This is a genomic window from Streptomyces sp. CB02959 (assembly GCF_002803155.1).
Taxonomy (GTDB): Bacteria; Actinomycetota; Actinomycetes; order Streptomycetales; family Streptomycetaceae; genus Streptomyces.
Genome location: NZ_NNBP01000001.1, coordinates 183,791 through 197,975, shown reverse-complemented (window position 1 = coordinate 197,975; position 14,185 = coordinate 183,791). Strand labels below are relative to the sequence as shown.

Genomic DNA, 14,185 nt, shown 5'->3' with positions numbered 1-14,185 from the left:
GACCGAGGACCCGTATGAACACGCCCGCCGCCGACGGCTTCCGCATGCCCCCCGAGTGGGCCCCGCACGAGCGCACCTGGATGGCCTGGCCCGGCCCCAACTTCACCTTCGGCACCGAGGGCGGCGAGACGCTCGCCGAGGCCCGCACCGCCTGGGCCGCGGTCGCCCGCGCGGTCCGGCAGTACGAGCCGGTCACCGTGGTGGCCGGCCCCGGCCAGCTGGAGGGCGCCCGCGCCCTGCTCGGCGACGGCATCGACCTGGTCGAGCGCCCCCTCGACGACGCCTGGATGCGCGACATCGGCCCCACCTTCCTCACCGACGACCAGGGCGAACTGGCCGCCGTGGACTGGGTGTTCAACGGCTGGGGCGCCCAGGAATGGGCCGCCTGGGACCGCGACGCGAAGATCGCCGAGCAGGTCGCCGGGCTCGCCGGGGCCCGCCGCTACGCCACCCCGCTGGTCAACGAGGGCGGCGGCATCCACGTCGACGGCGAGGGCACCGTGCTGCTCACCGAGACCGTGCAGCTCGACCCGGGCCGCAACCCCGGCCGCACCAAGGAGGAGGTCGAGGCCGAGATCCACGCCCACCTCGGCACCACCAAGGCGATCTGGCTGCCCCGCGGCCTGTACGCCGACTACGGCCAGTTCGGCACCCGCGGCCACGTGGACATCGTCGCCGCCTTCGCCCGCCCCGGCGTGGTGATGGTCCACACCCAGCCGAACCCCGACCACCCCGACCACGCGATCTGCAACGAGATCGTCAAGGTGCTGGGCGATGCCACCGACGCCCGGGGCCGCCGGCTGGAGGTCGTTCAGATCCCGGCGCCGACCGTCATCGAGGAGGACGGCGAGCTGGTCGACTACTCCTACATCAACCATCTTCAGTGCAACGACGGCATCGTGCTGTGCGCCTTCGACGACCCGCGGGACGAGGAGGCGGCCGCGATCTTCCGCCGGCTGTTCCCCGGGCGGACCGTCACCCTGGTGGACGCCCGTACGATCTTCGCAGCGGGTGGCGGTGTCCACTGCATCACCCAGCAGCAGCCGAAGGTCTGAGGCATCTCTGACCGACAGCCCGTCCCGACCCCGGAGGTCCCCGTGCCCGGTCCCGTACGCCGTCCCCGGCGGCGGCTCAGCCAGCCGCGCGAGCAGGTGCTGGCCGCGGCGATGGCCACCATCGCCGCCGAGGGGCTGGACCGGCTGACCATGGCGGGACTGGGCCGCGAGGTCGGCATGAGCAGCGGCCACATCCTCTACTACTTCGGTACCAAGGACGAGCTGCTGCTCCAGACCCTCCAGTGGAGCGAGGAGCAGCTCGGCGCCGAGCGCCGGGCCGCCCTCGCCGGCCGGGGCCCCGTCCGGGAGCGCCTGGACGCCCTGGTCGACCTCTACCTCCCCGAAGGCCACCGCGATCCGCGCTGGACCCTGTGGCTGGAGGTCTGGGTGCGCTCCCAGAACGCCGACGAGGAGACCCGGGAGCGCCAGCTCGACCTGGAGCTGGCCTGGCACCGCGACCTGGTCGCCCTCCTCGTCGAGGGCGCCTCCAAGGGCGAGTTCCGGGCCGTCGACGCGGAGCGCTTCGCCACCCGCACCCGGGCCCTCCTCGACGGCTTCGGCACCCACCTCGTCGTCGGCCTCCCCGGCACCGACCGGGAACAGGTGGGCCGCGAGGTCCGGCAGTTCCTCGACGAAGCGCTCACCCCGCCGGCGGACTGACCGCCGACGGGCCGACCGTCTCCGGACCGATCGCTTCCGCTCCGCCCCGCCGCCGCCCGCACCCCGCGCCCGTGACCACAACGCACGCAAGTACGCGTGATCGTTGCCGCCCGGGCCCTTGCCGACCGCCCGTCGGTCCGCGACCGTGATCGGCTATGGGACGAGAGCAATGGAAGAAGATCTGGGTCGGCTCGGCCGGCAACATGGTCGAGTGGTTCGACTGGTTCGTCTACGCCAGTTTCGCGGTGTACTTCGCCGACGCGTTCTTCCCCAAGGGGAACGACACCGCCAACCTCATGAACACCATGGGGATCTTCGCCGTCGGCTTCTTCATGCGCCCGGTCGGCGGCTGGCTGCTCGGCCGGGTCGGTGACCGCCGGGGCCGCAAGGCCGCGCTCACCCTGACCGTCACCCTGATGTCCGCCTCGGCCGTCCTGATCGCCGTCGCCCCCACCTACGCGGTCGCCGGCTACGGCGGTATCGCGGTGCTGCTGGTGGCCCGGATGCTCCAGGGGCTGTCGGTCGGCGGCGAGTACGCGGCCAGCGCCACCTACCTCACCGAGGCGTCCGCGCCGGACCGCCGCGGCTTCGCCTCCAGCTTCCAGTACGTGTCGATGACTGCCGGCCAGCTGGTGGGCCTGGGCCTCCAGATCGTCCTCCAGCGCAGCATGTCCGAGCAGGCGCTGCACAGCTGGGCCTGGCGGATCCCGTTCATCGTCGGCGCGCTCGGCGCGGGCATCGTCTTCTACCTGCGCCGCAGCATGCTGGAGACCGAGGTCTACGCCGAGGACGACGGGGCCCGGACCGACCCCGACCGCGGCACCATGAAGGCGCTGTGGGCCCACAAGCGCGAGGCGTTCCTGGTCATGGCGCTCACCATGGGCGGCACGGTGGCGTACTACACGTACACCACCTACCTCACCAAGTACCTCTCGGGCAGCGCCGGACTGTCCAAGCCGACCGCCTCCCTGGTGAGCTTCTGCGCGCTGTTCCTCTTCATGTGCCTGCAGCCGCTGGCCGGCAGGCTGTCGGACCGGATCGGCCGCCGTCCGCTGCTGATCACCTTCGCCGTCGGCTCGACCTTCCTGACCGTGCCGATCATGACGCTGCTCAAGCACGCCGGCTCCTTCTGGCCGGCCCTGGGCCTGTCGCTGCTGGCCCTGGTCGTGGTCACCGGCTACACCTCGATCAACGCCTGTGTGAAGGCCGAGCTGTTCCCGACCGGCATCCGCGCGCTGGGCGTCGCCCTGCCGTACGCCATCGCCAACGCCCTCTTCGGCGGCACCGCCGAGTACGTCGCCCTGTGGTTCAAGAACGGCGGCATCGAGTCCGGCTTCTACTGGTACGTCTCCGGCTGCGCGGCGGTCTCGCTGGTCGTCTACCTGACGATGCGGGAGACCCGCACCATCGATCTGCACCGGGTCGGCAAGGGGGCCGGCGACGGCACCGCCGAGCGCGTGCTCGCATCCTGAGACGGACGGGGTGGCGGGGGTGGTCGTGTGCCAGACTGCCCCCGTGCTCTCGTTCGCCATGATTATTGGCAGCAGGCGCGCCGGTCCGCAGTGACCGCCCGTACGACCCGAGTACGGTGCGGCCATCGTCGTCCCAGACCCGCGCGCAGACCTCTCGCACCCGCGAGGGGTTTTTTCGTTTCCGGGGCCACCCGCCTCCGGAGGCGCAGCGCGAGGGATCATGGAGGGACGGTGGAACCGGGCATTCCGGTAGACCGAGACCCGACAGGAGCCAGACCAGCATGACGGACGTACCAGAAGCCGCCGTCTCCGACGACTTCCACGTATTCGACACCACGCTGCGCGACGGCGCACAGCGCGAGGGCATCAACCTGACCGTCGCCGACAAGCTGACCATCGCCCGGCATCTGGACGACTACGGCGTCGGCTTCATCGAGGGCGGCTGGCCGGGCGCCAACCCACGGGACACCGAGTTCTTCCAACGCGCCCGCGAGGAGATCGACTTCCGGCACGCCCAGCTGGTCGCCTTCGGCGCCACCCGCAAGGCCGGCGTCCGGGTCGAGGACGACCCGCAGGTCGCCGCACTGCTGGCCTCGCAGGCCCCGGTCATCACACTGGTCGCCAAGTCCCACGTCCGCCATGTCGAACTGGCGCTGCGCACCACGCCCGAGGAGAACCTCGCGATGGTCCGCGACACCGTCGCGTACCTGCGCTCCCAGGGCCGCCGGGTCTTCCTCGACTGCGAGCACTTCTTCGACGGCTACGTGCTGGACCCGGTCTACGCCAAGGAGGTCGTGCGCACCGCCGGCGAGGCCGGCGCCGACGTCGTGGTGCTCTGCGACACCAACGGCGGGATGCTCCCGGCGCAGGTGACCGCGGTGGTCCGGACCGTCCTCGCGGACACCGGCGCCCGACTCGGCATCCACGCCCAGGACGACACCGGCTGCGCGGTCGCCAACACCCTGGCCGCGGTCGACGCCGGCGCCACGCACGTCCAGTGCACGGCCAACGGCTACGGCGAACGGGTCGGCAACTCCAACCTCTTCCCGGTCGTCGCCGCCCTGGAGCTGAAGTACGGGCGCCAGGCCCTGCCGCCCGGCAAGCTCGCCGAGACCACCCGGGTCTCGCACGCCATCGCCGAGGTCGTCAACCTCACCCCGTCCACCCACCAGCCCTACGTCGGGGTCTCCGCGTTCGCCCACAAGGCCGGGCTGCACGCCTCCGCGATCAAGGTGGACCCGGACCTCTACCAGCACATCGACCCCGCCCTGGTCGGCAACACCATGCGGATGCTGGTCTCCGACATGGCCGGCCGCGCCTCGATCGAGCTCAAGGGCAAGGAGCTCGGCATCGACCTCGGCGGCGACCGGGAGCTGGTCGGCCGGGTCGTCGAGCGGGTCAAGGAGCGGGAGCTGGCCGGCTACACCTACGAGGCCGCGGACGCGTCGTTCGAGCTGCTGCTCCGTCAGGAGGTGAGCGGCCGGCCGCTGCGCTACTTCACCGTCGAGTCCTGGCGCGCCATCGTCGAGGACCGGCCCGACGGCACCCACGCCAACGAGGCGACCGTGAAGCTCTGGGCCAAGGGCGAGCGGATCGTGGTCACCGCCGAGGGCAACGGCCCGGTCAACGCGCTGGACCGGGCGCTGCGGGTGGCCCTGGAGCGGATCTACCCCCAGCTGGCCACGATGGAGTTGGTGGACTACAAGGTCCGCATCCTGGAGGGCGCCCTGGGCACCGGCTCGATCACCCGGGTCCTGGTCTCCACCAGCGACGGCCGCGGCGAGTGGTCCACGGTCGGCGTCGCCGAGAACGTCATCGCGGCGTCCTGGCAGGCGCTGGACGACGCCTACGCCTACGGGCTGCTGCGCGCCGGGGTCGAGCCCCAGGAGTAGCCGCCGCGCGCCACGTGCGCGAGGGCCCCGGCAGCGTGTGCTGTCGGGGCCCTTCGCGTCGGTCGGTCGGTGCTGCCGCGGGTCAGGCGGCCTTCACCGCGGAGATGTCGAAGACCAGCTTGACCTTGTCGCTGACCATCACGCCGCCGGTCTCCAGCGCCGCGTTCCAGGTCAGGCCCCACTCGGAGCGCAGGATCTCGGCGCTGCCCTCGAAGCCGACGCGCTGGGCGCCGTAGACGTCGGTGGCCGCGCCGTTGAACTCCAGGTCGATGGCGAGGGGGCGGGTGACGTCCTTGATCGTCAGGTCGCCGGTGATGCGGTACGTCTCGCTGTCCAGCTGCTCGACGGCGTTGGAGCGGAAGGTCATCAGCGGGAACTGCTCGGCGTCGAAGAAGTCGGGGCTCTTGAGGTGGCCGTCGCGGTCGGTGATGCCGGTGTCGATGCTGCCGATCTTGACGTCGATGGTCGCGGAGGACGCGGCCGGGTTGCCGCCGTCCAGCTTCAGCACGCCCTCGTGTTCGGCGAAGGAACCGCGGACGTTGGTGACCATGGCGTGCCGGACGGTGAAACCGATGCTGCTGTGGGCCGGGTCGATGGTGTAGTCGCCGGTCAGGGCGGCCAGTGCGGGGTCCACGTCCAGGACGGCGGCGGGGGCGGTGGGGGCGGCGGGGCGCTTGCGGAACAGCGACATGACTTCTCCTCGGGGACGGAGTGGGGGGAGGGAGCGGGGTGCGGACGGGGGGCGTCCACGGGGCGTCGAGCGCGTCGGCGAAGCAATATCGTTTAACGTTCAACGAGTTTTACCGTACCCCCATCTCGTTCAACTTTCAACCTTTGGGTTCCGGGGTTCCGCCGAACGGGTGCCGCACCCCGCCCGCCGGCACGGTCATTGCCGCCCCGCGCACCCCCGTGCTAGACCATCGGGAACTCCCAAGTGCGCAGCGCCACACCCCAGTTGACGCAACGGAGAGGAGCGACCATGTCGCCCGCCGCCGCCCCGCCCGCCTGGTCGCGCCGGGGCTTCCTCACCGCCTCCGGCGCGAGCGCACTGGCCCTCGCGCTGAACGCCGAAGCCGGCCGGACACCCGCCGCGGCCGCACCCACTGGCGCCGCCCCCGCCGCCCCCGCCGACCCCTTCGCCGCCCTCCGCCGCCGCTGGTCCGACCTCACCCTCGGCACCGCCTACGACCCCGGCGCCGCCCCCTACGCCACCGCCCTGAAGGAGACCGGCGACCTGGCCGACACCTACCGCCGCACCCTGCGCCCCGCCGCCGGCTCCCTCTGGCCCGACAGCCCCTACGACCCGCCCTCCGGCATCACCCGCAGCTACGGCCGGCTCGCCACCATGGCCCTCGCCCACGCCCAACCCGGCACCGGCCGCACCGGCGACCCCGACCTCGCCACCGCCGTCCGCACCGGCCTCGACCACCTCGACCGCACCGTCTACCACCCCGCCACCACCCCCTACGGCAACTGGTGGGAATGGCAGATCGGCAGCCCCAAACTCCTCCTCGACACCCTCGCCGTCCTCGACGAGCACCTCCCCGGCGGCACCGGCGACGACCTCCGCGCCCGCTGCCTGGCCGCCGTCGACCACTTCGTCCCCGACGGCGCCCTCGGCCCGTACACCGGCACCAGCACCGGCGCCAACCGCGTCGACCTCTGCCGCGTCGTCGCCCTCCGCGGCGTCCTCGGCCGCGCCCCCGCCAAGATCGCACTGGCCCGCGACGCGCTCTCCCCGGTCTTCCCCTACGTCACCCGCGGCGACGGCCTCTACGCCGACGGCTCCTTCGTCCAGCACACCTGGGTCGCCTACTCCGGCACCTACGGAGCCGTCCTGCTCGACGGCCTCGGCCGCCTCTTCGCCCTGCTGCGCGGCTCCGCCTGGGACATCACCGACCCCAACCGGCAGATCGTCCTCGACAGCGTCGAGCACGCCTACGCCCCCCTGCTCCACGACGGCCTGATGATGGACAGCGTCAACGGCCGCGCCATCAGCCGCGGCCACCTCCGCGGCGACGAACGCCGGATCCTGCGCAGCGACCACCACCACGGCCACGCCCTGATCGCCGCGATCGCCCTGCTCGCCGAGGCCGCGAGCACCGCCGAACGGAACCGCTGGCACGCCATGGTCAAGGGCTGGATCGCCCGCGACCGCACCCTTCCCGTGCTCACCGACCGCCAGTACGCCGTCGCCGACCTCGCCCGCCTCGCCGCCATCGACGCCGGCCCCGCACCCGCCGCCCCCGAACCCGTCGGCCACCGCCTCTTCCCCGCCATGGACCGCGCCGTCCACCGCCGCCCCGGCTTCACCGCCGGACTCGCCATGGCCTCCGACCGCATCACCTACTACGAGAACGGCAACGGCGAGAACCGGCACGGCTGGCACACCGGCGCCGGCATGCTCTACTGGTGGCCCGCCGGCCGCGCCGGCGACCAGTACACCGACGCCTTCTGGCCCACCGTCGACCCCTACCGCCTCCCCGGCACCACCGTCTCCACCCGACGGCTCGCCGACAACGAAGGCGGCGGCTGGGGCGAACCCAAGCCCGCCGCCCGCTGGGTCGGCGGCACCACCGACGGCACCTACGCCGCCCTCGGCCAGGACCTGCGCGGACTCGCCTCCACCCTCACCGCCCGCAAGTCCTGGTTCGCCCTCGCCGACTGCGTGGTCTGCCTCGGCGCCGGCATCACCGCCCGCGACGGCGTCCCCGTCGAAACCGTCGTCGACAACCGCAACCTGGGGGAGAACGGCACCGCCGCCCTCACCGTCGACGGCACACCCCGGCCCCCCGCCCTCGGCCGCACCACCGTCCACCGCCGCGCCCACTGGGCCCACCTCGCCGGCCACGGCGGCTACGTCTTCCCCGGCGGCGCCGCCCTCCACGTGCGCCGCGAGGACCGCACCGGCCGCTGGTCCGACATCAACACCACCTCCACCGGCGACCCGTACACCCGCCGCTACCTCACCCTCTGGCACGACCACGGCACCGACCCCACCGACGCCGCCTACGCCTACCTCCTGATGCCGGGCGCCACCCGCAGCGCCCTCGCCGCCCGCGCCGCCGACCGGCACTGGCTGACCGTCCTCGCCAACGACACCGACCGGCAGGCGATCGCCGTGGACCCGCTCGGCGTAACCGCCGCCAACTTCTGGCGGGCCGGCACCGCGGGCCCGCTGACCGCCGACGGACCGGCCGCCGTACTGCTCCGCGAACGGCGCGCCCGCGGCCCGCACGGCCGGACCCGCCGGACCGCGACGGTGTGCGCCGCGGCCCCCGCCCGCACCGGCGACCCCCTGGAGCTGACCTGGTCCCGGCCGGTCCGCGCGGTCCTCCGCCACGACCCGGACATCGAGGTCCTGGCCGCCGAGGACACCCTCCGGCTCCGCCTGGCCCCCGGCACCGCCTGCGCCACCCACACCTGCACGGTGCTGCTGCGCTGACCGCCGCGCCCCGCCGCCAACCGTGGGACCGGCACAACATCACCCGGCTGGCGTTTGTCGGCACCGCACAGACGCTGGACACCGCGTCCACCCCGCCACAGCCCAGTAGGCGGGCCGCGGGCAGCACGGTTCTGTACCGCCTGCCCACGAAATCGCGCCCGACGTTGTACGAAACCGACATCGGTGTGGGGGCCCTCGCCCACGTACCGTCGATACATGACCACTGTCGAAGATGTGCCCGCCGGCGCCAACGATGCCCGCGGGCGCGTCGCCGAACTGCACGCGATCCGTGAGCAGGTGCGGCGAGGCCCCAGCGAGCGAGCCACCGAAGCGCAGCGTGCCAAGGGCAAGCTGACGGCCCGCGAGCGGATCGACCTGCTGCTGGACGAGGGTTCCTTCAACGAGGTCGAGCCACTGCGCCGGCACCGCGCCACCGGCTTCGGCCTGGAGGCCAAGAAGCCGTACACGGACGGTGTGATCACGGGCTGGGGCACGGTCCACGGCCGGACCGTCTTCGTCTACGCGCACGACTTCCGGATCTTCGGCGGCGCGCTGGGCGAGGCCCACGCCACCAAGATCCACAAGATCATGGACATGGCCATCCAGGCCGGTGCGCCCCTGGTGTCGCTCAACGACGGCGCCGGCGCCCGCATCCAGGAAGGCGTCTCCGCGCTCGCCGGCTACGGCGGCATCTTCCAGCGCAACACCAAGGCGTCGGGCGTCATCCCGCAGATAAGCGTCATGCTCGGCCCGTGCGCCGGCGGCGCCGCCTACTCGCCGGCCCTCACGGACTTCGTCTTCATGGTCCGTGAGACCTCGCAGATGTTCATCACCGGCCCCGACGTGGTCCGCGCCGTCACCGGCGAGGAGATCACCCAGAACGGCCTGGGCGGCGCCGACGTGCACGCCGAGACCTCCGGCGTGGCGCACTTCGCCTACGACGACGAGGTCACCTGCCTCGAAGAGGTCCGCTACCTCCTGTCGCTCCTCCCGGCCAACAACCGGGAGAACCCGCCGACGGTGGCCTGCGAGGACCCCGCCGACCGCAGCTGCGAGACGCTGCTCGACCTGGTCCCGGCGGACGGCAACCGCCCGTACGACATGCGCAAGGTCATCGAGGAGATCGTCGACGACGGCGAGTACCTGGAGGTCCACGAGCGCTGGGCCACCAACATCATCTGCGCGCTGACCCGCTTCGACGGCCGGGTGGTCGGCATCATCGCCAACCAGCCGCAGTCGCTGGCCGGCGTCCTGGACATCGAGGCGTCCGAGAAGGCCGCCCGCTTCGTCCAGATGTGCGACGCGTTCAACATCCCGATCGTCACGCTTCTGGACGTCCCCGGCTTCCTGCCCGGCGTCGACCAGGAACACGGCGGCATCATCCGGCACGGCGCCAAGCTGCTCTACGCGTACTGCAACGCCACCGTCCCGCGGATCTCCATCGTCCTGCGCAAGGCGTACGGCGGCGCCTACATCGTCATGGACTCCCAGTCCATCGGCGCCGACCTCACCTACGCCTGGCCCACCAACGAGATCGCCGTGATGGGCGCCGAGGGCGCCGCCAACGTCATCTTCCGCAAGCAGATCGCCGAGGCGGACGACTCCGAAGCCATGCGCACCCGCATGGTCAAGGAGTACAAGTCCGAGCTCATGCACCCGTACTACGCGGCCGAGCGCGGCCTGGTCGACGACGTCATCGACCCGACCGACACCCGTCACACGCTCGTCCGCGCCCTGGAGATGCTGCGCACCAAGCACGCGGACCTGCCGGCCCGCAAGCACGGCAACCCGCCGCAGTAGCCCCCGCCGCGCACGTACTTCCCCACACCCCGCCACGGAGAATCGAGACCGCCGTGAACCCTGCCCCTGCCGTCACCGCCGCTCCCATCCGCGTCGAGAAGGGCCAGGCCAGCGAGGAGGAGCTGGCCGCCCTGACCGCGGTCCTGCTCGCCCGCGCCGCGCACCGGCCGTCGGCCTCGACCGGCCCGCGCTCCACGGCCGCCCGCTGGCGCCGCCTGGAGCGCCAGGTGGGTTTCCACGGCGCGACCAGCTGGCAGCGGTGACGCCGCGCCGGCTCTGACGTCCGCACGACGGCCCCCACACGGAAGTGTGGGGGCCGTCGTGCGTCGTGGCCGGACCGACGGTGCCGTACCGATCAGGAGCAAGCCCATCAAAACGTAACTGCCTGTCGCCGGTGGCGATTACGCATATGGGACTCACCGCGGCGCGACCGGCATGGCGTCGAAGTTGTCAAAGAGGTATGCGTAGACCTGCGCAAGGTAGGCCGTCAGCTCCCGCTGGTCGGAGAACCGCACGTAGGTCAGCCCGTACCACTGCCCTACGGTTATCGGCTGGTTCGTCACGAGATGGAGGAGACCTGCACGGATCACGCCCTGATAGTCGGGCCAGGAAAGGTCGAACGTCTTGCGCAGGATGCCGAGGTCGTCGACCGCCTCGACGCCGAGAACGGCGGCACAGAAGTTGACGAAACGGCGGTCCACGCCGGGTACGTCCAAGCCGAGATCGGCCAGCGGGACGGCAACTGGATCGATTTCCTCATAGCCGCCTGGGTAGGGAAAAAGCGTCGTGTTCCATAGGTCGGCGTCGTTCTCCGGACCGTCCTCGGCTTCCATCTCCTCGGCCGGGCGGTACACCCCGTAGAGCAGACCACGCGTCGAGAAGTCCGCGTAGACATAATTCACCTCGCCGGAGGAGTCGTACGGGCGACGCGGGTCGATGGTGATCGCAGTGGCCTTCCCGATGCAATCCTCCGCCTCGCCGTAGACTTCCTCGAACGGCAGGATCGGTGAGAGGTCGTGATTCTTCAGCGCAGCCTCGCGCAGAGCGTCTTCCGCTTGGATCATTGCCTCCTCGGAGTCGAAACGGGTCGCCCATGGGCCCGTGCGAGGCGGGAGCTCGTCGCGAATCGGCATGGGGAGGGGGCTCCGTCCTTATTACGGCTGACAGGATGGGGGATTGGTGAAGTAACCGTCCGGGTCTTCATCACCAGAACTTCTCCGGCGGTGGCGCTTCGGGGTCCGGTGCCACCGGCGGCTCTTTCCGGTCGGCATAGAAGTAGTCGTAAAGATCCTGTAGGTAAGCGTACAGACGGTCTTCTTCGTAGAAGAACACATGGGTGAGCTGCCCCCATTGCTCTGCGGTGACTGGACGCTCCCGCAGGAGGTACTCCAATGCCTCGCGCACGTGCCGAGCGAGCGGGGTGTCACGGACCACGTCCCCCTTCCGCTTGTCCCTTCTCACTATATTGGGTCGAAATTTATCGATATCGTCGACAAACTCGACGCCGAGAAAGCACTCAAAGAAATTGCGAACGGATTCATCGGAGGAAAGGTGCGGGATGTCCGAGCCGTCGTACCTCACCTGTTCCTCACCTTCAGAGGCTCCGGGAACATCGTCACAAGCTTGTGACCACCGTTCCCATCGGGATCGTAGATTGCCTTTATTTTCGCTCCGATGAAGTCTACTTGTTTGTAGTTGACGGCGCCGGATGCTTTTTCTACGGGATTGTCTGGATCGATGTAGAAGCCGCGGAATCGCTCGTGATGATTACTTCCGGGCCCCCAGGCTTCCTCCGGGGAGAACGTCACTGCCTGTCTGCCCGCTTCGCCGTGGTTCAAGCGTCCTCTACCGTACAGGTCAGCGTGTACGAAGGCATCGTCCTGCCCTTCGCCGAACGATGTGGAGAAGGAATCACACTTGTGCTTCCGGCTCATATCCTCCGCATCCATGTGCGCGTTCTCGCCCAACCTTTCTCTGGCATTGGGACCATGTGCCGGGTCGATCTTGTCAGTGGTCTGTACGTAGCCGCCCTGCTGGTGGTACCGCGGCTTGCCGTCGGTGTCCTTGAGGTGATTGCCGTTTCCGTCCAGGACCGGGCTCGGCTTGCCCAGCCTCTCCTTCAACATGTCGTCCGTGGGGTCAAGGTGCCTCTGAGGGCCGTGGCCCTGTTTACGGAGACCGCCGACCCGCTGTCCAACGCGTTCGCGGTGCTTGTCGCGCAGGTCATCTTCGCCGAGTACCCGCTGTCCGAGTTTTAGTTGGACAGCATCCCGGTCATCCTGATGGCGCCGCAGGTTCCTGCGTATCGCTTCCTCGGCGTCGTCGACGTTCTTCCGTGTGATCTCAAGACCGTGCCCGATCGACCGGTGCCCTCTGGCCATGGCCTTGGACATGTCTGTGATCATGGAGTCGATGATTGGTCGGACCGCTTTTTCCACGATCCGTCCATACTTCCCCTTTCCGAGCAGTCGCCCACGCGTCTTCGCATTCAGCTTGCTGCTGTGGTGCTCCACCCGCTCCGCATGGCCGTGGGCCTCTTTGGCTGCCTTTGCCAAACGGTCGGTGTGCACCCGGAACCCATGGCTCACTTCGCGCCCCCCGCGACCAGAGCGGCATCAACACCTTTGAAGACAAGACCGGACACGGCTTTCTCGATCTCGGCCTGGAAGGGCTCGATCGCGGTGCTGACCAACTCGGCGATGAGGACGTCCTCGATCTCCTGGAGAACTGCCCTGATGAGGCGTTTGCCGATTTCGACCGCCGCCGCCTCTGTTGCTGCCGCGATACCTGCCGTCGCTACGGTGGCGGCTGCTGCCGCGGCCATCTCAACTGCGGTGATGACCAGCTGAGCGATCACCACTCCCTTGGCTACGACCACACCGATGGCGGCGGCCTCCAGCCCCGTGGCCAGCACTTCGCAGCCGTTCGTCAGCGCCGTCAAATGCTGACTGGACACCTGGCGCCAGCGACCGCGCAGAGCCTCGTACGATGCCCCCTCGTAGGCATCGGCAAGTCCGCTCAAGATCGCGTCCATGCCGTTGTGGGAATCTGAGAGGTCATGTCCGAATTCGCGGACATGACCGGCCCAGGCGCGTAGCTCGTCCTCGTCGATATCGGGCCACTCAAGGCCCATCAGGTCCATGATCCAGACGACTTCGGCAGGCAGCTCGATAGACAACGCCGGTTCCCCCCTAGAAGTGTCATGTGCCGAACGCTGAGGATATAGACCCTGGCTGACGGCTATTCGGTTCCGTGCTCTGGTGGGGGAGAGGCGAGAATCTCAGCAGAGGTTTTCGCGTACGAGGTGGACGTCGCGTAGGTCAGAGAGGTTCGGCTCGTCGCCCGGTCCGGCCGGACGGAAGCGGGCGCCGAGCGTGTCCCGGGCAGCGCAACTGAGACCGGCTACACCTCCTTCAGTGAGAACCCGCTTGCATCACCGTGCGTGGACCGGTCGACTGCCTTCCGACTGGCCCGCCCGCGGCCGCCTCGTCTTCTTCGGGGATGCGCCCACGTAGTCGATGAGACCGCCACCGGGACGGAGAGAGAGTCGCTCGTGGCGGCCGGGTGGATGACCCGGATCCCGCTCGCAGGATCTGGACCGAACGACGGGGTGTTCCTCATCTGACTGACCAGAAGGGCCCGCACTGGGGACGGGGCCCAGGGCAGCCCCTCCGCCCCCACCCGCCGGATAGCGGGCGAGGCCCCCTGCCCCGACGGCGCGGAAGTCGACAATGTGGGGCGGCTGCAAACAAGCCACCCGCTGCCATGGCGCGCAGCGCACAACCGCCATGCCCGGCGGAATCCTCAACTCTGCGCCGCCACGGCGGGGGAGAAGGCTTCCTCAAGCCGCCCCGCGGCGCT

The 14,185-nt window shown here is 70.1% G+C and carries 12 protein-coding genes; 7 read left to right on the top strand and 5 right to left on the bottom strand.

Features of this window, described 5'->3' with window-relative positions; all coding sequences use genetic code 11:
- Positions 1 to 14: 14 nt before the first annotated feature.
- The 4 genes from CG747_RS00890 to cimA all read left to right on the top strand — a co-directional run bounded on the left by CG747_RS00890 (position 15) and on the right by cimA (position 5,079).
- A complete protein-coding gene (locus tag CG747_RS00890; protein ID WP_100599637.1) occupies positions 15 to 1,055 on the top strand; it encodes an agmatine/peptidylarginine deiminase in 1,041 nt (346 codons plus the stop codon).
- Positions 1,056 to 1,097: 42 nt separating this feature from the next.
- The gene (locus CG747_RS00885) at positions 1,098 to 1,715 is read left to right on the top strand and encodes a TetR/AcrR family transcriptional regulator (RefSeq protein WP_100599636.1); all 618 of its coding nucleotides are present in this window, start codon (positions 1,098 to 1,100) and stop codon (positions 1,713 to 1,715) included.
- 155 nt (positions 1,716 to 1,870) lie between these two features.
- Complete coding sequence (locus tag CG747_RS00880) at positions 1,871 to 3,187, top strand: MFS transporter (protein ID WP_100599635.1); 1,317 nt, start codon at positions 1,871 to 1,873, stop codon at positions 3,185 to 3,187.
- Positions 3,188 to 3,468: 281 nt separating this feature from the next.
- The gene (gene cimA, locus CG747_RS00875) at positions 3,469 to 5,079 is read left to right on the top strand and encodes a citramalate synthase (protein WP_100599634.1); all 1,611 of its coding nucleotides are present in this window, start codon (positions 3,469 to 3,471) and stop codon (positions 5,077 to 5,079) included.
- An 82-nt stretch (positions 5,080 to 5,161) separates the two neighbouring features.
- On the opposite strand, the gene CG747_RS00870 is transcribed toward cimA, so the two are convergent.
- A complete protein-coding gene (locus CG747_RS00870; RefSeq protein ID WP_100599633.1) occupies positions 5,162 to 5,770 on the bottom strand; it encodes a YceI family protein in 609 nt (202 codons plus the stop codon).
- 288 nt (positions 5,771 to 6,058) lie between these two features.
- Here CG747_RS00870 and CG747_RS00865 point away from each other — a divergent pair, with 288 nt between their 5' ends.
- The 3 genes from CG747_RS00865 to CG747_RS00855 all read left to right on the top strand — a co-directional run bounded on the left by CG747_RS00865 (position 6,059) and on the right by CG747_RS00855 (position 10,587).
- Positions 6,059 to 8,524 carry a polysaccharide lyase 8 family protein gene (locus tag CG747_RS00865; RefSeq protein WP_100599632.1) on the top strand — a complete coding sequence of 822 codons (2,466 nt, stop codon included), beginning with the start codon at positions 6,059 to 6,061 and terminating at the stop codon, positions 8,522 to 8,524.
- 216 nt (positions 8,525 to 8,740) lie between these two features.
- Positions 8,741 to 10,324 carry an acyl-CoA carboxylase subunit beta gene (locus CG747_RS00860; protein ID WP_100599631.1) on the top strand — a complete coding sequence of 528 codons (1,584 nt, stop codon included), beginning with the start codon at positions 8,741 to 8,743 and terminating at the stop codon, positions 10,322 to 10,324.
- Between the two features lie 53 nt (positions 10,325 to 10,377).
- Positions 10,378 to 10,587 carry an acyl-CoA carboxylase epsilon subunit gene (locus CG747_RS00855; protein WP_100599630.1) on the top strand — a complete coding sequence of 70 codons (210 nt, stop codon included), beginning with the start codon at positions 10,378 to 10,380 and terminating at the stop codon, positions 10,585 to 10,587.
- A gap of 153 nt (positions 10,588 to 10,740) precedes the next feature.
- Here the strand turns inward: CG747_RS00855 and CG747_RS00850 are convergent, their stop codons facing one another.
- The 4 genes from CG747_RS00850 to CG747_RS00835 form a co-directional block, all read right to left on the bottom strand.
- A complete protein-coding gene (locus CG747_RS00850; RefSeq protein WP_100599629.1) occupies positions 10,741 to 11,457 on the bottom strand; it encodes a hypothetical protein in 717 nt (238 codons plus the stop codon).
- A gap of 70 nt (positions 11,458 to 11,527) precedes the next feature.
- Positions 11,528 to 11,905, bottom strand: a complete 378-nt coding sequence (locus tag CG747_RS00845) for a hypothetical protein (protein ID WP_257980160.1) — start codon at positions 11,903 to 11,905, stop codon at positions 11,528 to 11,530.
- Positions 11,902 to 12,879: a hypothetical protein gene (locus CG747_RS47050; RefSeq protein WP_146022032.1), complete on the bottom strand. Its 978-nt coding sequence runs from the start codon at positions 12,877 to 12,879 to the stop codon at positions 11,902 to 11,904. The genes CG747_RS00845 and CG747_RS47050 overlap by 4 nt, the downstream gene beginning before the upstream one ends.
- 29 nt (positions 12,880 to 12,908) lie before the next feature.
- On the bottom strand, positions 12,909 to 13,502 hold the full coding sequence (locus tag CG747_RS00835; protein ID WP_100599627.1) for a hypothetical protein: 594 nt from the start codon (positions 13,500 to 13,502) through the stop codon (positions 12,909 to 12,911).
- Positions 13,503 to 14,185 lie beyond the last annotated feature (683 nt).